This is a genomic window from Virgibacillus ihumii, from assembly GCF_902726655.1.
GTDB lineage: Bacteria > Bacillota > Bacilli > Bacillales > Amphibacillaceae > Lentibacillus > Lentibacillus ihumii.
In genome coordinates this window covers 2,260,926-2,279,897 of record NZ_CACVAN010000001.1, presented here as the reverse complement: position 1 = coordinate 2,279,897, position 18,972 = coordinate 2,260,926, and the positions used below count along the sequence as shown (strand labels likewise).

Genomic DNA, 18,972 nt, shown 5'->3' with positions numbered 1-18,972 from the left:
ACGTTTGATTTCGTTCTTTTGAAAGGACGAAATTAGCTTAATTCTTTCTTTAAAATGAACACAACTCCATTGTTATGTTCGTTTTAGGTTATTTATTCATTCAGTCTGATACTTAAGTTGCGTAGTGTTAAAAATTCCTTGTTTCATATAAACGTTCAATCGCATTTTGGTAAGTATTTTTTAGAAGAAGGAAAAACGTGAGGAATCCGGTCTATGCAGCTTTTATTTTTATTAAACAAAAAGCCTGAACCTTATGTATTAAAAGGTTCAGGCTGGCATCATACTGCATAGTTTTCTAATAGTTAACTGACTCACCATCACCGGCTGTCGATGCTTCTTCACTAGATCTGTTGGCGGTTGCAGTCGTATTAAGATCAAGGTGCTGTTTCAGCATCTGTTTGGTTTCATTCAATGCAACCTGATCTAGCTGCCAGTAATACGTGTCGCCGGGCTGATAATTGTGTCCTTCCAGCGTATACGTGTCAAAACCAAGGCTGCCTTTACCAGTGCCATAGGAGATCAGGCTTTTCATCTCATCAAACGTCATATTTGTCGTCATATTCGAACCGACTGCTTCAATGATATCGTCAAATTTAAGAACGGAATTAATGGATATAGCTTTCTTGATGACAGTCTTCATGATTTCCTGCTGCCGTTTTCCGCGCTCAATATCACTGTCATATTTTCTGGTCCTTGCCAGGGCGAGAGCTTCTTCACCGTTCAGCTTTTGTTTACCAGGCATTAAGTGAATGGCACGTTCTTTGTCCTTGGAATTTTGTTCATATAATTCGTATGGTACGTCAACGGTAATACCGCCAACTGCATTGACCACTTCGATAAACGCCTCAAAGTTCAGCTTTACATAATAGTCAACCGGAATATCCATGAGCCGTTCGACCGTTTCAATTGTTGCCGGAATCCCGCCGTACGCATGGGCATGGTTGATTTTTGTTTTATAGCCGACTTCCGGAATATACACGTATGAGTCACGTGGAATGCTTACCATCTTGACACTTTTCTTATCCTTGTTCAACGTCGCAAGCATCAGCGTGTCGGTCCTGGAGTTATTTTTATTGTTGCGGACATCACTCGCATCAACGCCGACGATCAGGATGGAAATATTGTCTTCCAATGGATCGACCGCTGATTCACGCAAGTCGGATTTTTCCCGGCCGTGACTTTCATAGGAATCGGACAGTGTCGATTCCGCCTTGGCGTACAAATACCCCGCATAACTTAGTCCGATAAATATGAAAACTAACGGAATCAAAATAATAATAGCTCGTTTCCGCAACTTTCGCTTTTTCGTTCGTTTTACTCGTGTATTTTCATTCATGAAAAAATTTCCCCTCTTTTTGTTCACATTATATTTATTAGGAAAAAATACCGTTTAATGATATTATAAGTCAAAAGTCATTCATTTTTTTACATTATCTTAATAAAAGGCTAACGTTTATTTTACTATGAATCTGCTTTATAGTAAATTTATTTTTTATTAAATTACTATTTCAGTAGTTAGACGAATCGTGAACGGAAAGGTTGCAAAAAATGAACAATCATCTTGATACGGTGCAGATTATGCATCTGGATTTTATAAATACAACAAAGGAAAATTTCCTGAATAATGTGCTGCATACACATCTTCACAACGAGGAAAAATGTTTTATTGTAACGGGCAACCCGGAAATTGCCATGCGTGCGCGGGAAGATAAACAATATCGGGCGGCTGTGGATACCGCTGATTATGTCATCCCGGACGGAGCGGGTATCCTGATTGCGGCAAAATATATGAAGCAGCCGATGCAAGAGCGCGTTGCCGGGTACGACGTCATGCGCGATTTGCTGGCATATGCGAATGACCGGAAATTGAGCTGTTATTTTCTCGGCGCCACCGAAGAAGTGAACCGGAAAGCTGTAATCGAAGTGGAACGGGAATATCTTGATTTGCATGTTGCCGGCCGCCATCATGGTTTTTTTGACCTGGATGATACATCCGTGGTGGAAGAAGTTCGCGCATCCGGTGCTGACATTGTGCTGGTCGCACTAGGGTTGCCCCGCCAGGAATTATGGATTGCCCGCCATTTTGATGCGTTTGACAAAGGGGTGTTCATGGGAGTCGGCGGTTCGATTGATGTTCTTGCCGGTGAGGTCAAACGCGCCCCCGACTTCTGGATCCGACTCAATCTTGAGTGGCTCTACCGCCTGCTAAAACAGCCATTTCGCTACAAACGTATAGTAAAAGTAGCCGAATTCATGCTGCGGGTGTTTTTGAAAAAAAGCTAGCTTAGATGCTGGCTTTTTTTATATGGAAAAAAGGAAGATTTTCAGCCGTTGCCAAAAATCGATCGAACCCGCATCCAAATGGGAGAAAGCCGCATCAAACGGGAGAAATCAGCATCCAAATGGGAGAGAGAAGCTCAAACTCGGGAGAGAACAGCCCAAACTCGGGAGAGAACAGCCTAAACTCGGGAGAGAACAGCACCCAAACGGGAGAGAGCAGCCGATTAGGGGGGCCCCCATTCCATCGACCGCCACACCAACTCAACTCTTTCTCATTTTTAATCATTCTTTAATGATTCACTAACGACACCTTAACTTCCAAACGATATTCTTCCAATATACAACGGCATTTTGAGGAGGAAATATAAATGAAAGTTGCAATCATACCATCAGGTTTTAAAGAGTGTTTGGGAGCGGAGGAAGTTGCTGTGGCAATGAAAAATGGGGCAAGGCGTTTTGACCCTTTCATCAAAACGGATATAGTTCCAATGGTTGATGGCGGGGAGGGATTCGCTAAAGCAATCACTAAGATAAAGCAAGGTCAGCTGTTCCACAAAAAGGTAACGGGACCGGTTGGAGAACAAGTAAAAAGTCATTATGGAATGTTCAGCGAAAACAATAAATGGACGGCAGTGATTGAGATGGCGGCAGTCGCTGGTTTGAAAATGGTTCCGTCCAATCAGCGGAATCCGTTGAAAACGACTACTTATGGAGTGGGAGAATTAATTATAGATGCATTGGATAACGGTGCTGATCAAATAATTATTGGCTGTGGCGATTCGGGAACTTCGGATGGGGGCTCAGGTATGGCACAGGCATTTGGAGTCCGTTTCCTGGATGATAATAATCATGCTGTTCACATCAATGGCGGAGAGGACCTGCATCGTGTGGCTGCGATTGATACGTCGAATCTGGATATTCGGCTTCAGCAAACAAAAATAGAAGTCGCGTGTAATTGGACGAACGTGCTTTGCGGAAATAAAGGCGTTGCAAACGTGTTTGGGCCGCAAAAGGGGGCGACACCGGAACAGGTCAGAACACTCTCGCAGGCATTGGAACATTTTGCTGATTTAATTGAACAACACACGACAATCAATGTACGCCAGATGCCGGGGAGTGGTGCTTCAGGCGGTCTGGGAGCGGGACTGCATGCATTTGCAGGTGCTCAACTGCGCCCGCGGTTTGAATTAATTATGGACTTTATTCAAATTGAAGAAAAGATCGCTCAAGCAGACCTTGTTATTACGGCAGAAGGCAGTCTAGATTTCCAGACGGTCAACGGTAAAATTCCGAGTGAGGTTGCTAGGATTGCTCAAAAATATAATACGCCAGTTGTCGCAATTACAGGTACAGTAGGCCGTGATGCACAACTTAATTACGGTTCAGGCATTCATGCGTATTCAAGTATCATTCAAAAGCCGGTTACTTTGGAGCAAGCCATGTTTCAGGCACCCAAGTGGATTGAAGAAAGTGTAGAAGGTATTTTAAGGCATATCACAATCGGGCTTAAAATGTCCCGGCGAAAAGAAAGGGTTTTCACAGATGGAAACAAGGTTGGCCAGGCGTAACAAAGAAAATAAGCTGATTGGCGCAGTTGAGAAGCTTTCTGTAAAAATGTTGATTATCGTAACCATTCATGTTCTTTTCGCCAGTTTAATAGTGTTGGCAGACGGCCTTGATTATGCGGCAAAAATATCGCTGTTTGCCTTCCTGTCTGCCATGACACTATGGGTTGGAACCAAAATTCCGGCTGGTTATGTGGCTATATCCCTTATTTTAATTATTATATTTTTAAAGGCAGGAGCGCCGGAACTTCTGTATCATTCGTTTGGTGAAGAAGTGGTATGGCTCATGCTGGGGGCTTTTATTATCGGGGAGGCGATTAAGGAGTCGGGGCTCGCCGATCGCATCAGCCAAACATTGATGAATCGGTCAAAAAATAAAAACGTTATGCTCCGGTCACTGACGTATGTTTTATGTATTTCAGCATTTTTTATTCCGTCAACTTCAGGAAGAGCTGCATTGTCGATGCCGATTGTCAGACAGCTTAACGGTTATTTTTCCGAAAAAGAAAGGGAAGTGCTGGCGGTCATTGCTCCGGTGATTATCCTGATGAGTACATCGGCAACAATCATTGCAGCCGGTTCCCATCTGATTGGAGTTGGTTTTCTCGAAACATCCACGGGCGAATCAATTTCCTTTGTGCAGTGGCTGGTATGGGGTGTTCCTTTTGCCTTGACGATTTCATTACTGTCACTTTTCATTATAAAAATGATGCTGTGGCCGAAAAAGGCACTTAATGCAACGAATCAATCAGAAAAAAACACATTCGCAAGAACACACCCGCATCAGCAGCCAATGACAGATAAGGAAAAACGAACTGCTGCCCTAACGATTCTATTAATCATCAGCTGGGTGACTGAACCAATCCACGGATATGATATAGCATTTCTAACCATGCTTGGCGCAGTCTTATTCATGATGCCTGCATATGGAGTGATAAGCTGGAAACAAGGGATCGGTGCCGTTTCCTGGAATTTAATTCTGTTTGTGGCAGCGGCAACTGCGCTGGGCAGAGTCTTGGTCGACACGGGTGTCGTAGATTGGATGGAAACAGAGATGATTGGGGTATTGCAGTTGTTTGCAGATGCATCCGAATGGGTTGTAGTACTGCTTATTATAATCGTGGCGGTTACAAGCCATTTGTATATTACATCGCATACAACCCGGGCAATTGTCTTTATCCCGGCGCTGATCCTGTTTGGTCAAACGATTGGTGCGGATCCTGTTGCTGTTGTATTTATCAGTTTAATCGGGATGAACTATTGTATAACATTTCCGGTCAGTTCCAAAGCGCTGCTGCTTTTTTATGAAGAGGGTGACATTTCGTATGACGTAAAAGCTTTATTAAAACTCAGTTTAGTACTTATGCCTCTTTATATTTTTGTGATGATGATGTATTACTTTACTTACTGGCAGTGGACCGGTTTGTCCTTATAGAAAAAGGGGTGGAAACGATGAGCAATCATATTGTAATTATTGAAGACGACGAAAATATCGCGCGCATCATTCAGCTTGAGCTGGAACATGAAGGGTTCGCAGTGGATGTTGCCCATAGCGGGCGGAAGGGGCTCGAGCTGCTGCAATCAAACCAGACTGATCTGGTCATTCTTGATGTAATGATTCCTGAATTAAACGGAATGGAAGTACTAAGGCGTATTCGTACTGTTGATGAACGAATTATCGTTATTATGCTGACAGCACGGGATACGGTTTATGACAAAGTGAACGGCCTTGACCTGGGTGCCAACGATTACATGACAAAGCCATTTGAAATAGAAGAGCTGCTCGCCAGGATCCGTTCCAATTTGCGATTCAGCAGGAAACAAGCGGACAGTCAGGCCCTGGAAGAACTTTCACTGGGAAAAATCAACATCCATCCCGGATCAAGGGAAGTGTATGACGATGGGACGCTTATCGAACTGACTCCAAAAGAATATGATTTATTACTGTATTTTACCGAAAATAAAAACCAGGCACTCGAACGTGAACAGATTTTAAATTATGTCTGGGGCTATGACTATTTTGGAGACACGAATGTGATTGATGTTTATGTCAGATATTTACGGAAAAAAATACCGGGTGCGCCGATTCAGACAGTACGGGGCGTCGGTTATATGGTAAAGGACTAATCTTAAATGAGTTTACGGACACGTATACAGCTGTCAATTACCGTGTTGCTGGCCATTCTGCTTCTGATTGCAAATATAACGATATATGTGATGTTTAAAAATGCCAGTATCAAATCAGAACAGGAGCTGCTCCAGAGCACAGCCAGACACATTATCGAAGAATTACATAAAGAAGGGAACGGCACTACTGAAGAGGTGCTCCATACATATTTAATCAGTGATGGGATGATTCGATTGATCGACCGGAAAGGGGAGTCGGATTTAAATTTAACAAGGGAAAATAGTTATAAAAAAATCAAAACCTCTTTTCAAAATGATCAATTTGAAGATGTGCTGACATTTAATGGATCAAAATTCATCATGGTTTCAACACCAATCATTCATGATAATGGTTCGATCGTGAATTTGCAGATAATCCAGAATGCCGATGGGATGTTTTCCAATCTCCAGGACTTAAAAGGAGTGCTTATTTTTACCTCCTTCCTGGTAATCGGTATCCTTTGCATCGCTGGATGGCTGCTCGGCCGTGTGATAACCCGCCCGATTCACCGGTTTATAAGTACCATGAAGATGATTGAAGAAGAGGAGTCCTACCAGCAAATTGAAATCACAAAAAGTGAGCGTGATGAACTGAATCAGCTTGGTATGACCTTTAATTCGATGATGCGAAAGCTGGAGGACAGTTATTTGAAACAGGAACAATTTGTATCCGATGCCTCGCATGAATTAAAGACTCCCTTAACCGTCATATCGGGCTATGTCAGTTTATTAAAAAGATGGGGTTCCACACGTCCGGAAGTGTTGAAAGAAGCGATTGATTCAATTGAATCCGAATCAGCCCGTATGAAGTTTATGACCGAACAGCTGATTCAGCTTGCATCAGCTGAAAAACTTGGTGAATTTGCAAAAGAACCTATGGACATTGTACCGATAGTAAGCGGCACGATTGAACGCTTACGCAGGACTTATAAGAACGAGATTGCTTGGACAACTGACCCAAAACGGATCGTTGCGGAAATTCATGAGCAAAGCTTCATCCAGCTGCTTGTCATTCTGCTGGACAATGCCAACAAATACAGCAATGACGTTATTCAGGTGGAACTGCAGGAACATGACGGGAATGTGAGGCTGAGCGTTATCGATAATGGACCCGGCATCCCGGAAGAGGCGCAGCCATACATTTTTGACCGAATGTATCGCGTTGACAAAAACCGGAGCCGGAAGACTGGCGGAACCGGACTTGGCTTGTTCATAGCCAAGCGGATCAGCGAACGGCACGGCGGATCGATTTCACTTATCAGTAAGGAAGGCCACGGTACAACGTTTATCGTAAGTCTGCCGATATCGGAGGTGCAGTAAATGAAAGTAAAATTGATCCTTTTGTCGGTTATTTTTGCAGGGATATCCTTTATCTTATTCCAGGTTTTAGTTGACGACAACACTGCTGCAATTTCACTGGAAGAAGCGGAAGCGATAGCTGTCGGATTATATGACGGAAAAGCATTTAAAAGTGAAAAGAACGAGAAAGGCAACTACATTATAGCCATCGAAAATGAAAAAGGAATTTATCAGCTAACCGTTAACAGCCACACCAAAAAAGTCAGCAATGTTAAACAGCTTAAAGAAAAGACCCGGTCCCTCCTAACAATAAAAGAAGCGAAGAAAAACATCCAACAGCAATTCAAAGGAAATGTATTGACCATCAAAAAGTCCGGTAATACAGCAGCAAAGGCAAAGGTGAAAAAGAAAAACCGCACATATCAAGTTATCTATGACTTAAAAAAAGGAAAAATCACATCGTCTAAGACTGTAAAAGATTCGAAAAAGCATACTAGCGAAAAGCAGGAGGGTACCAGTGACAAGAAAAAGAAGTCGGAAATCTCACGGAATCAGCTGACAAACATCGCTAAAAAACAGTTGGATGGCACTGTTTCCAATATAAAAAGGTTACAAACAGATCACGGTATCGTCTATAAAGTAACGGTCGAGAAACAAACAAAAGGTGCACATGTCTATGTTCAGGAAGCTACGAAAAAAATCACCTCTACATCCTGGTTTTCAAAAAACACCGAAGTTGATGATGACAGTGATGATGCTGATGATAATGAGGGTAGCGATGACGATGATGATTCAGACGACGATTCGGATGATGATTAATGGAATAGTGGGGAAGGCGCTCTGCCTACAACATCCTCACTCTTACAATAAGGTCATTTTCTGCTAAAGCAGAAAATACCTTTTTCTTTTACAATCGTTCCCGCGACCCCAAGAGTGGTATCTTTATAGAAAAAATTATTTTTAACATTTTGCCGCCACCTTTTCCACCTGACATTCGATAGTAGGGTGAAGGGAGGTGAACGACATGGCAGTAGCACAAATGGTAGATTCCCGTTTGAGCCTGATCCTCGATGATGGACTGGATCCGGAGTCCGGCGAGCAGGTGTTCAAGTCTAAAAGTTTCAACAACGTTAAAACGGCTGCTACAGCAGACCAGCTCTTCACAATTGCCAATGCGCTTGCTCCGTTGCAACAGCGCCCGCTTGTCAACATTGAACGTAAAGACAACTCCGAAATTACGGAGGCGTAATTAACGGAAACTAAGCCGAAATAAAAAAGGGAGGAGGAACCACAATGAAGAAGCTTGAACTTAAATTTTTAAATGTCGATGGTAAAACCGTCACATACTCACTGGACAAGCCAATTGAGCCGGTTGATCCTGTTGCAGTAAAAGCAGCAATGGACGAGATCATTAACCAGAATGCATTTTCAACGTCCGGCGGCGACATTGTATCCATCAAAGGCGCGCGTGTTGTTGAGCGCAACGTGGAGGAAATTGAATTAGCATAAATTATTTCAAGGCCAGTGCGGGGACGCGCTGGCCTAATTTATTCAGTTTTTTTGCGGTTATTTAAAGCAATGGAGCAAGAAGGACCTTTCTTTTAGCTTTTTTAGTCCTGTTCGATATGTTTCTTATTTTTTTCTTTATCCTGCTCCTTCTCATCTCCGGCAAAATCACCAGCGGAGTTTTTAAACTCTTTTAATGTTTGTCCGGTAGCCTTTCCGATTTCCGGAAGTTTCTTTGGTCCAAAAATAACCAGTGCGATAATTAAAATTAACCCGGGTATACCGATACTGGATAACACATTACCTTCCCCTTTCCATAATAGTTTTCTATCATTCTTGAGCATTATTTTAACATGGTATTTGTTCCGTTATCGTCAAAATTGACCGAATTAATATTAAATTTACACTATTTATATAGTGAATTAATACTGTACTGATATCCTACTAATAGACCCCATCCAAAGGGTAGCTAAATTTAAAGAGGGGGAATCTTTAATGAATGGTGAGCCAAACATGGACAGACGGAAATTTTTGAAGATGAGTGGAATGGGCACAGCAGCTATCGCGCTGGGAACATCAGGCCTTCTTTCCCTGAGCGGAAATCGTACATTAGCGGCGCCGGGAAGGTCAAAGGGTTCCTTTGGCGGGTATGGACCGCTGGTAAAAGACCCAGGCGGTGTATTGAATCTGCCGAGGGGGTTTCAGTATCGTATCTTGTCTGAAGAGGGCGGAAAACTTTCAGACGGGCGGCCGGTACCGGCGATGCATGATGGGATGGCTGCCTTCCCGGGGAAAGGCAATTCAACCATTCTTGTACGCAATCATGAACTATCCAGGGAGTCCGATTATCCGGTAATTGGGAAAAATCCGTATCATAAGGATAATATTGGCGGAACGACCGCATTGGTTGTGGGTCCCGACCGTAAATTGCAACGTGAATATGTGACATCTGCGGGTACGTTTCGGAACTGTGCAGGCGGAGGAACACCGTGGGGAACATGGATCACCTGTGAAGAAACGCTGGTGGAAGGACATGGCTATGTTTTCGAAGTGGATCCGCTTGATCCGGAAAACAAACTGTCCAAAACACCGATCCGGGAAATGGGGCTTTTCTCACATGAGGCAGTGGACGTGGATCCTGCAACGGGGATTGTATATATGACAGAAGACGCTGATCCAAGCTACTTGTATCGTTATTTGCCAACAGACCGCAGTCAAACGATCGGATCACTGCAAAAAGGTGGAACATTACAGGCTGCTGCGATTGAGGAATTGTCACAGAATGAAGCAAGCAATTATTATTCAAGTAAGAAATATGGCATTGTCTGGAAAGATGTTGACCCGGAAAAACCGAGTATGGAAGCCGGGCAGAAGGGCTGTATCCAATTCAGCAGATTAGAAGGCTGCCATTTTGTAGAGGGTGTATTTTGGTTTTCAGATACGGACGCTGGCAGTAAAAACCTTGGACGAATTTATCGTTACATACCTTCCACCAATACATTGGAACTTTTTTATGAATCAACTGCAGCCAATGATCTGGAGTCTCCGGATAACATTACGGTTACGCCATGGGGAGACTTATGGATTGTTGAAGATGGCGGAGCATCCGATCGCATTATTGGACTGACACCAGAAGGAGATACATATGTTTTTGCAGAAAATGCGCTGAATAATTCAGAAATGGCAGGTCCTACGTTCTCTCCAGATGGAAAAACGTTATTCGTGAATATTCAAACGCCCGGGCTGACTTTTGCAATATGGGGGCCGTTCGCACGCCGAAATCGCGGTCGCGGCCGGATGATGGGGCATGTTGCACCACCAAAAAATTATGGACCGAAAATTGGGGACAAGCTTTCCGTTTTTGCAGAAATGCAGGGAATGTCTGATTTGGAGGCTGCGGCTTTTCAGCGGAATGGAATCCCTATTTTGTAATGCAATCCCTTTTAGCTTTGAAAAGCGATTATGTTTGATGATGAATATTTACCAGACAGACTATCCAGACTCCGACATTGTTAAATAAATATTAGGAGGATTTTTATAATGGGCATAAAGAAAAAACTGGGTCTAGGATTCGCATCCGCAGTATTGGGAGTTTCGTTGGTAAGCGGGGGCACTTTTGCTTATTTCAGTGATACGGCCGAAACGGATAACACGTTTGCTGCAGGTACCCTCGATCTTGCTGTAGACCCTGAAGTTATTGTTAATATGGATAATTTAAGGCCGGGCGATTACGAGCTCCGAACATTTTATTTGGAAAATAACGGTTCACTGGACATATCTGAGGTTTTATTAGAAACAAGTTATGAGGTAATCGATGCAGAAGGGAACAATACAGATGACTTTGGTAAACATATTCGCGTCAATTTCCTTGAAAACGCAGATAAGTCGGAAGGTAACAGATACAATGACATCATTTATTCGAAAACACTGTATGAATTACAAAATATGAGTCCGGATGCGGTAGCAAAAAATGTCCTGGGATTTGAAAATGAACCAAGTGGTTTGCCGACTGGAACGAGTGATACGATGTATGTCCAATTCGAATTTGTGGATAACGGGGAAAAACAAAATCAATTCCAAGGTGATGAGCTGAAACTCAAATGGTCGTTCGAAGCCAGATAAGCGACGCCTTGAAGAAACCGCAATCTTGCATCATAGCCGCCAGCTTCAAGGAGGGACTGAATTGAATATAAAAAACAAGCTCATCACGAGTTTCGTCGCAGCGGTGCTCGGCATATGCCTGATTACCGGCGGAACAAGCGCCTACTTTTCTGACACTGCTTCCACCAATAATACGATTACCACTGGTTCATTGAATCTTGGGTTAAATAAAGAGGCTATTTTTCAAGTTGAGGCGTTCGTACCTGGGGAAACACAGGAGACCCAATTTAAACTTACAAATGAAGGAAGTATGGATATGAAAGACATTACGTTAACTACTTCCTATGAAATCGTTGATAAAGGGGAACCAAATAACGGTGATAACATGGGCGAGTACCTTGTTGTGGAGCTGTTATCCAATCAGGAATTGATATTTGAAAAAACGCTGGCGGAATTAAACGGTAATCCGCAACAGATTGCCAAGGAATTTCCAGCCGGGAGCACGGCAAAACAATTTATGATCCGGATTACATTTAAAGACAATGGAGAAAATCAAAATCATTTTCAGACAGACCAGTTAAAACTGAATTGGGAATTTGAAGCAGTGCAACTGTAATACGAATGCTTTGTAAAGATGGATTATGGGGACCGCGGTGCCCCTGATCCATCTTTATTCCAATAGGTATAACTTGTTGTCGTCTGATGGTGAATGAAAAAAGGTGCAGATGCAAGAGGAGGTAAATATGAAGCACCAGTGTAAGCCTCAAAGCAAATTATGGTTAATTATTTTTAAAAGTTTAATGATCCTGTATGTCCTTCTATTTTCAGCCGGCTATTTAACAGCAAATACCGCTGCATCCTTTAGTGACCACCTTGATGTAAACGGAGAAGTGGCGATTGGAACATGGGATAATGGAAAAACCGATGAAGCTAGAGAAGGCGGCTGCCCGGAAGAATCTGATAAGACTCAGCCAGTAAAAGAAAATGCAAAGGCAGATAACGTATCAAATAAAGACAATAATCTATTGCAAGAAGGTGAAACGTGTTGAAAAAAACGATGGTATTCAAGTGGACAAATCGCGTAGTTACAGGTGTATTAATCACTTTATTAATAAGTGTGGCTGTATTGGTTATTTCCACCAAACTTACCGGGGGACAGCCTGAGGTATTTGGGTATCAATTGAAATCTGTCCTATCGGGGTCCATGGAACCTGGTATTCAGACAGGATCGCTCATTGCTGTAAAATCTGTGGAAGAAGGAGAAAAATCAAATTTTCAGCCAGGTGATGTGATCACGTTTGTTGGTGAAGAAAATAAATTAATTACCCACCGGATTACTAAGGTTTCATCAACAGACAAGGGTGCGGTATACACCACCAAAGGGGATAATAATGATGCCCCGGATTCAGCCCCGGTTTTAGCTGAGAATGTTGTAGGGTTGTATACCGGGTTTACAATTCCATATGCAGGTTACGCCATCAATTTTGTTCAATCCTCGAGTGGAAGCATATTATTTATGATCATACCTGGTGTTCTGTTGCTGGGGTACGCCGGCTTCACTATTTGGAGAACCATAAGGCAACTGGATAAAAGACTTAAAAATAGTGCAGAGCGCGCGGAATAACGATCCAATATTCCCTCAAGTTGTCATGGAATTACGAAATCCTCCGCAGTAATTCAAATTTCTGGTCAATCATACCGTTTTGGGGTGCTCCTCAAGTACTCTTCGCTCGATTCCATCCCATTCTCGCTTGAATTAGCCGTCTCCCGCTCGTTTTGGAGTACTGTTCACTCGATTTTGCCCCTTACTCGCTTGATTTCGATCGCCGCTCGCATTATATACCAAGTAAAAAGAAATGTATGCCGAAACGGGAGAGAGCCTCTTCCAAATGGGAGAGAATGCTCTGAAATGGGAGAGGTACCCGTCCAAATGGGAGAGAGCAGCGCAAAGTCAGGAGAGAGCGGCACAAAGTCGGGAGAGAGAACACAAAGTCGGGAGACAGCAGCACAAAGTCGGGAGGGAGCACAAAATCTGGAGAGAGCAACATATTCTATTCCCGCAATACCGCTCAAAATCAATAAGCGGAACAGATTGATAAGCCAACCTGTTCCGCTCCAGATTATGCTCCTGTATAGCATCCCACCTAGGTTTCTAATTTACCTCCGCAGTATCATCAAAAAAATGAAACAAAAAGCCGGCATTATGAACATCATAATGCCGGCTATAAGTAAGGGAAAAACCATTATTTGCTGACTAATTCTTTTTCCAGCTTTTGCAGACCTGGTTTTCCGTTCTCCACCGTGAAGCTTGCATAGGTTTCGATTGGAGCTCCGGGCGTGGAAATATACGGCAGCACAAGGAAGTCCGTATCCCATTTGTCCGGTGTTACATGACAACGCACATATCCGCGTTGTGCATTGTATAATTTCACATGATCATTCGAGAGCCATTTATCAGCTGAGTCATCATGTACTTCGCCGTCTTTACCTGATGCAATGGATGTTGTGACAAATTCCGTTCCGATTGTTTCGGAAGCTGGATTGGTAAAGTCCTTTTTAAGATTTGCCGCGAGATGGCGGTGGATGTCTCCTGTTAGAACAACCGGATTTTGGACGTTGAATTCGTTAAATGCCTGGAAAATACGCTCTCTGTCTGCAACAAATCCGTCCCACTGATCCATACTGAATTTTTTACCGGCGCCGGGATTCCGGTCGATTTGTGCCATGACAACTTGTTGTGCAAGCACATTCCAGGTTGCTTCCGATTGTTCCAAATTACCAAGAAGCCATTTTTCCTGTTTATCACCTAATATGGTCCGGTCGGAGTCAAGGCGGACTTTGGCGTCTTCTCCGCTTACTATCGCGGAGCCTTCATAGTCGTCACGGTATTGACGTGTATCCAGCACATTAAATTCGGCCAGATTTCCATATGTTAATTTCCGGTACATCCGCATATCAGGTCCTTCTGGTATTGACATGCTCCGGAGCGGCATATTTTCATAGTGTGCCTGATATGCTTCTGCACGCTGTTCGATAAACTGATGTGGAGAGGCATTGTACTGTGTATCCTCATCTGCATAGTTGTTTTCCACTTCATGATCATCCCATGTCACAATCCACGGGAAAGCAGCATGTGCAGCCTGAAGGTCGGAATCGGATTTAAACAGGGAATATCTGAGCCGATATTGGTTCAGTGTGACTATTTTTGTGTTATGGGCATTGGAAAGTCTTACTTCCCGGACCAAATTGGAACTATTAATCGGATATTCATAGATATAGTCTCCATGGAAAAGCACGAAATCCAAATTTTCCATAGCCATATGTCTGTATGCGGTATAGTAGCCATGATACCAGGCCTGACACGATGCCGTCGCAAAGGACAGGGATGAAATGGGTGTCCCGTCTGCCGGAGCTGTTTTGGTTCTGCCAATTGAACTTACCATATCTCCTACTTTAAAACGATAGTAATAGTAGCGCCATGGCGCGAGCCCCTCCAATTCAACATGTACCGAATGTCCCAAATCCGGAAGCGCTGCTGCAAATCCGTGCTGGATGATTTTATTAAAATTTTGGTCTGCGGCAACTTCCCACTCAACCGGCACGCGTATATTTTTCATGCCGCCGGATCCGTCCTCAGCTAATGGTTCAGGTGCCAGTCTTGTCCAAATTACGACACCATCAGGCAAAGGGTCACCGGATGCGACGCCTAATTGAAAAGGATTTTTCTTGAATTCCGGAATTTCAGTACTGATTAATGCGTCATCAGCTGGTTTCAGTCCCTCATTAATTAATGAAGTAATTTTTTGGCTTTTGCTTTCCATGGATAAAATTCCCCTTTCATTAATAGATAAGTTTGTTGAATGTCGGTATCGCGGTTACATCTGTAAGTCCGCAGCATCCCTCCCTTTTACTGTTTAAAGGCAGGAAAATGGGCTGAAAAACAACCATTCGATTGAAGGATTTTTATTAAAGAATTTTTACAAAAACTTACATAAGGTTTATGGAATTTTACATATTTCACGTTTAAAATAAAGAACAAACGTTCTTATTGGTTGTTAAACATTTTATGGAAATGCCTTTATTATTCTACAGGGAGGGTGATAGCAATGAACCTGGATTGTATCCCGAAGATGGAACAGGAACCGTACGAGTACGCAAATAAATTCATCCGGGAAAATGAAACATTGTTCAGCAACTCGTTATTGCAATCATTTATCAGCATCCATGAACACAAACGTCTGCTGGATCAATTCGTCCGATTGCCGAATCCAAAAACGAAAGAGGCGGTGGATCATGCATTTCAGAGACACTACGCGGAAATCAGGTTAATAGGTATGCTCTCGAATAATCTGAAGCGATGTGCTGTTCGTTATGATCAAAGGAGAAGTCGCGATTACAGGCAGCAGCTGTTAATTTTGGATCAGCCCGTAGTAAATGACGAAGGTACGGTAACCACTAATGTCGACCTTATGAAAGATCCGCAAACAATCCCGGTTGATCAGGAAGTAATTGAAAAAGAAAGTCACCTGGAGAACAAAATTGAAAACCCCGGACTTTATCATGCAATTCACTCTCTTACACCACGACAAAAGGCGATTTTAGAATCAGCATATTTGTTTGAAATGACCGATACGGAGATCGCCAAAAGAGATCAGGTTTCACAGCAGTCTATCTCAAAAGCACGCAAACAAGCATTGCAAAAAATGAAAAATCAATTATTGGAGGGAAAGTAACCATTGAGTGAAATCGCTAATCTCTCAAGTATGATGCAGATACTGGCCAATTTTGGGTTTCCTGTACTTATTACCCTAATTCTCTTGTTTCGCTTTGAAGCCAGGGTGCAGCAACTGGAGGAATCACATCAGGAATTAACCGAAACCATTCATGAACTGAGGAGAGATTACCATGATTAAACTGATTGATTTAGCAGAACAGGCAAAACATGGCAATGTGGACGCGGTAGAAGACGTGCTGGAAAGATTTGAACCAAAAATTAAACGCTCACTAAGTCAAACAACGCTACAGAATCAAGCTGATTTATACCAGGAGTTATCCATTAAAACAATGGAAATCATCCACACATATGATGCGGATAAGGTTTATGGTTTTTGGGAATTTTTTAACATGCTGAAAGATGAGCAGACAAAAGGACTGCTGTGATTTTCAGGAATGTATCGGTATGGAAGGACTTTAAATATAATGTTGTATTCAATAAAAAGGAGATGATTACATTGGATAAAGGTACTGTTATTCGTACGATCGTACTTGCGCTTGCACTATTTAATCAGATTCTTGTCATTTTTGGCAAGTCACCGCTGCCGTTCAATGGAGAGGAATTGGAGCAAATAGTCTCCGCCGTGTTTACGGTCATATCGTCGCTTGTTGCCTGGTATAAAAACAATTATATAACAGAAAAAGGAAAAAAACAGAAGATGGCTATAAAGAATGCTGGGCTGCAATAATATGTGTTTTAAATAGGGAAGCAGGTATAAAAACCTTTTTACTGCATAAGTGCAACGAATGTTTTTGCTGTTGAATGCGATAAGTGAAGTTTTCTAATCAAAACAGCCTGATTTAAATGAAAGCAAAATATAAATTGCTTGTGTTAAATACTAAAAATCTATTGCAACTGGTTGATGACTAGTTGCAATAGATTTTTTGCCTTATTAAGCCTTATACCAATACTGCTGTAAAGTAAACCATAAGCACATTAACAAGATCCATTGCCCTCCTATCTCTTTCTTGAACTTTTTTCGACATAGGATTGACAAATTTTTTGAATCATTGTAATGTATTCATATCATCCAGTCATCAGATGACTAGATGACTGGCTGCTGAATTTTTGACAGATATAAATCTATCTGCATACGTACATCGATTTCTCCGCCATGGAGAGTTGGTGAATACTAATCCTACTTTTTAGAATCACTATGAAAGCGATTACCGAGTTTCAGGAGGGTGTTAAACATTGTTATTACTTGTGGCGTTAAGTGCAATAATTGCCCCATTTGTCTTTCTGGTTATTTTCAGACAGCCGGCAGTTAAAGGCATGTTTTTCAGTGCAATTATTGTTATCATGTTAGCTTTACTTGTATGGGGAATGGGCGGAGCAATTGTAACCGCTTCTATTTTGCAGGGTATACATAAGGCATTAACGATTCTATTAATCTTGTTCGGTGCGATTGTGCTGCTTAACACACTGCGTCATACGGGTGCGGTTGACCGGATCAATGAAGGGTTTCGCAATATCTCAAGTGATATGCGGGTCCAGGTCATTATTGTGGCGTTTCTGTTTGGTGCATTGATTGAGGGTGCGGCTGGATTTGGTACCCCTGCAGCAGTGACTGGTCCATTGATGGTAGCACTTGGTTTCAATCCGATGGCCGCTGCTGCGTTGGCGTTAATTGCGGATAGTTCATCTGTTTCATTTGGTGCGGTAGGTACACCGATTCAAATTGGACTGAGTAACATTCCGGGTGCCAATTTGGAATTTTTCAATGAAATTGGTGTGAAGGTAACGTTAATTGACTTATTTGCCGGAACCTTTGTACCACTGGCGTTGGTGATTGTTATAACACTATTTTTTGGTAAGAAGAAAAGCATGGGAAATGTGTTTGAACTGGCACCTTGGGCTCTGCTTATTGGAGCGGTGTATACAGGGTCGGCATTGTTATACGCGGTACTGTTTGGTCAGGAATTTGTCGCAATTTTAGCATCCTTAACCGGGCTGTTGGTGGCGACATTCACTGCCAGAAAAGGATTTCTGATGCCAAAAACGACATGGAAAGATGCATTGCAGGATGATTTTGAAGTTAAAACGGAGAAATCGGAAATGAGTCTGATCAAGGCGTGGTCTCCGTATCTCGTTGTGGTTGGTCTGCTGCTGATTACCAGAATAATAGATCCGATCAAAGAATTTACGTTAACATACGTGGATCTTACCTGGAAAAATATACTCGGATTTGAAGGGATTACATCCGGGTGGGAAGTATTGTATTCACCAGGTACAGTTTTGGTCCTGGCGGCAGTGTTTGCTGTGATCATTCAGCGGAAATCTTTTTCAAATTTTGCCAAAGCATCCAATGAGTCGTTTAAATCGATTCAAACTGCGGGTCTTGCGTTATTTTCCACCTTGGCGTTGGTACAGGTGTTTACCAATTCAGGAATCAATGCAAATGATCTCGTCAGTATGCCGCAGTATATCGCCGAGGCACTGGCGGCGACATTTGGACCCGGCTGGGTGTTTGTAGCGCCATTTTTGGGAGAATTGGGAGCATTTATAACGGGAAGTGCAACGGTTTCGACACTGACCTTTTCACCAATTCAATACAGTGTCGCAAGCCAGGTAGGAATGAATCCACAGATCATCCTCGCATTGCAGGTGATTGGAGCAGCGGCTGGAAATATGATTTGTGTCCATAATGTTGTGGCGGCTTCGACAGTCGTTGGGTTGACAGGTAAAGAAGGCGATATCATTCGGAAAACATTGATACCAGCTATCGGTTATGCACTTCTGGCAGGAGTAGGCGGTTTTATTCTCATGAGTATTATGTAA

At 42.7% G+C, this 18,972-nt stretch carries 21 protein-coding genes; 18 read left to right on the top strand and 3 right to left on the bottom strand.

From position 1 onward, the window contains the following. Positions 1–295 precede the first annotated feature (295 nt). Entirely contained in the window at positions 296–1,336 is a 1,041-nt protein-coding gene (locus tag HUX68_RS11000) for an LCP family protein (protein ID WP_174614868.1), read from the bottom strand. A gap of 212 nt (positions 1,337–1,548) precedes the next feature. On the opposite strand from HUX68_RS11000, the gene HUX68_RS10995 reads away from it, so the two are divergent. The 8 genes from HUX68_RS10995 to HUX68_RS10960 all read left to right on the top strand — a co-directional run bounded on the left by HUX68_RS10995 (position 1,549) and on the right by HUX68_RS10960 (position 8,819). Beyond that, entirely contained in the window at positions 1,549–2,283 is a 735-nt protein-coding gene (locus HUX68_RS10995) for a WecB/TagA/CpsF family glycosyltransferase (RefSeq protein ID WP_174614867.1), read from the top strand. Positions 2,284–2,648: 365 nt separating this feature from the next. Next, complete coding sequence (locus HUX68_RS10990; protein WP_174614866.1) at positions 2,649–3,848, top strand: glycerate kinase family protein; 1,200 nt, start codon at positions 2,649–2,651, stop codon at positions 3,846–3,848. Then, positions 3,823–5,280, top strand: a complete 1,458-nt coding sequence (locus HUX68_RS10985; RefSeq protein ID WP_174614865.1) for an SLC13 family permease — start codon at positions 3,823–3,825, stop codon at positions 5,278–5,280. Before HUX68_RS10990 ends, HUX68_RS10985 begins: the two co-directional genes overlap by 26 nt. Positions 5,281–5,297: 17 nt before the next feature. Continuing rightward, positions 5,298–5,972 (top strand): response regulator transcription factor, encoded by a 675-nt coding sequence (locus tag HUX68_RS10980; RefSeq protein WP_174614864.1) that lies wholly within the window; start codon positions 5,298–5,300, stop codon positions 5,970–5,972. Positions 5,973–5,978: 6 nt separating this feature from the next. Next, positions 5,979–7,331: an ATP-binding protein gene (locus tag HUX68_RS10975; protein ID WP_174614863.1), complete on the top strand. Its 1,353-nt coding sequence runs from the start codon at positions 5,979–5,981 to the stop codon at positions 7,329–7,331. Then, the gene (locus tag HUX68_RS10970; protein ID WP_174614862.1) at positions 7,332–8,129 is read left to right on the top strand and encodes a hypothetical protein; all 798 of its coding nucleotides are present in this window, start codon (positions 7,332–7,334) and stop codon (positions 8,127–8,129) included. It begins immediately after the preceding gene. Positions 8,130–8,334: 205 nt separating this feature from the next. Beyond that, positions 8,335–8,559, top strand: coding sequence for a DUF1659 domain-containing protein (locus tag HUX68_RS10965; protein WP_174614861.1), 225 nt, complete (start codon positions 8,335–8,337; stop codon positions 8,557–8,559). Positions 8,560–8,603: 44 nt separating this feature from the next. Next, positions 8,604–8,819, top strand: coding sequence for a DUF2922 domain-containing protein (locus HUX68_RS10960; protein ID WP_174614860.1), 216 nt, complete (start codon positions 8,604–8,606; stop codon positions 8,817–8,819). Between the two features lie 101 nt (positions 8,820–8,920). On the opposite strand, the gene HUX68_RS10955 is transcribed toward HUX68_RS10960, so the two are convergent. Further along, positions 8,921–9,115: a twin-arginine translocase TatA/TatE family subunit gene (locus HUX68_RS10955; RefSeq protein WP_246206667.1), complete on the bottom strand. Its 195-nt coding sequence runs from the start codon at positions 9,113–9,115 to the stop codon at positions 8,921–8,923. Between the two features lie 196 nt (positions 9,116–9,311). Here HUX68_RS10955 and HUX68_RS10950 point away from each other — a divergent pair, with 196 nt between their 5' ends. From HUX68_RS10950 to sipW, 5 genes are all read left to right on the top strand, one after another. Further along, positions 9,312–10,748, top strand: coding sequence for an alkaline phosphatase PhoX (locus HUX68_RS10950; RefSeq protein ID WP_174614858.1), 1,437 nt, complete (start codon positions 9,312–9,314; stop codon positions 10,746–10,748). Positions 10,749–10,856: 108 nt separating this feature from the next. Then, positions 10,857–11,438, top strand: a complete 582-nt coding sequence (locus HUX68_RS10945; RefSeq protein ID WP_174614857.1) for a TasA family protein — start codon at positions 10,857–10,859, stop codon at positions 11,436–11,438. Positions 11,439–11,499: 61 nt separating this feature from the next. After that, positions 11,500–12,033 (top strand): TasA family protein, encoded by a 534-nt coding sequence (locus tag HUX68_RS10940; RefSeq protein ID WP_174614856.1) that lies wholly within the window; start codon positions 11,500–11,502, stop codon positions 12,031–12,033. A 127-nt stretch (positions 12,034–12,160) separates the two neighbouring features. After that, positions 12,161–12,466, top strand: a complete 306-nt coding sequence (locus HUX68_RS10935) for a hypothetical protein (protein ID WP_174614855.1) — start codon at positions 12,161–12,163, stop codon at positions 12,464–12,466. Beyond that, positions 12,463–13,041 (top strand): signal peptidase I SipW, encoded by a 579-nt coding sequence (gene sipW / locus HUX68_RS10930; protein ID WP_246206666.1) that lies wholly within the window; start codon positions 12,463–12,465, stop codon positions 13,039–13,041. The genes HUX68_RS10935 and sipW overlap by 4 nt, the downstream gene beginning before the upstream one ends. A gap of 619 nt (positions 13,042–13,660) precedes the next feature. On the opposite strand, the gene HUX68_RS10925 is transcribed toward sipW, so the two are convergent. Further along, a complete protein-coding gene (locus tag HUX68_RS10925) occupies positions 13,661–15,238 on the bottom strand; it encodes an alkaline phosphatase D family protein (RefSeq protein WP_174614854.1) in 1,578 nt (525 codons plus the stop codon). A 285-nt stretch (positions 15,239–15,523) separates the two neighbouring features. Between HUX68_RS10925 and HUX68_RS10920 the strand changes: the two genes are divergently transcribed. The 5 genes from HUX68_RS10920 (at position 15,524) to HUX68_RS10900 (ending at position 18,972) form a co-directional block, all read left to right on the top strand. Next, positions 15,524–16,150 carry a sigma-70 family RNA polymerase sigma factor gene (locus HUX68_RS10920; protein ID WP_174614853.1) on the top strand — a complete coding sequence of 209 codons (627 nt, stop codon included), beginning with the start codon at positions 15,524–15,526 and terminating at the stop codon, positions 16,148–16,150. A gap of 3 nt (positions 16,151–16,153) precedes the next feature. Further along, on the top strand, positions 16,154–16,330 hold the full coding sequence (locus HUX68_RS10915; protein ID WP_246206665.1) for a YvrJ family protein: 177 nt from the start codon (positions 16,154–16,156) through the stop codon (positions 16,328–16,330). Then, on the top strand, positions 16,323–16,577 hold the full coding sequence (locus HUX68_RS10910; protein ID WP_174614852.1) for a helix-turn-helix domain-containing protein: 255 nt from the start codon (positions 16,323–16,325) through the stop codon (positions 16,575–16,577). The genes HUX68_RS10915 and HUX68_RS10910 overlap by 8 nt, the downstream gene beginning before the upstream one ends. A gap of 62 nt (positions 16,578–16,639) precedes the next feature. Further along, positions 16,640–16,879, top strand: a complete 240-nt coding sequence (locus HUX68_RS10905; protein WP_174616433.1) for a phage holin — start codon at positions 16,640–16,642, stop codon at positions 16,877–16,879. 506 nt (positions 16,880–17,385) lie between these two features. Beyond that, positions 17,386–18,972, top strand: coding sequence for an L-lactate permease (locus HUX68_RS10900; protein ID WP_174614851.1), 1,587 nt, complete (start codon positions 17,386–17,388; stop codon positions 18,970–18,972).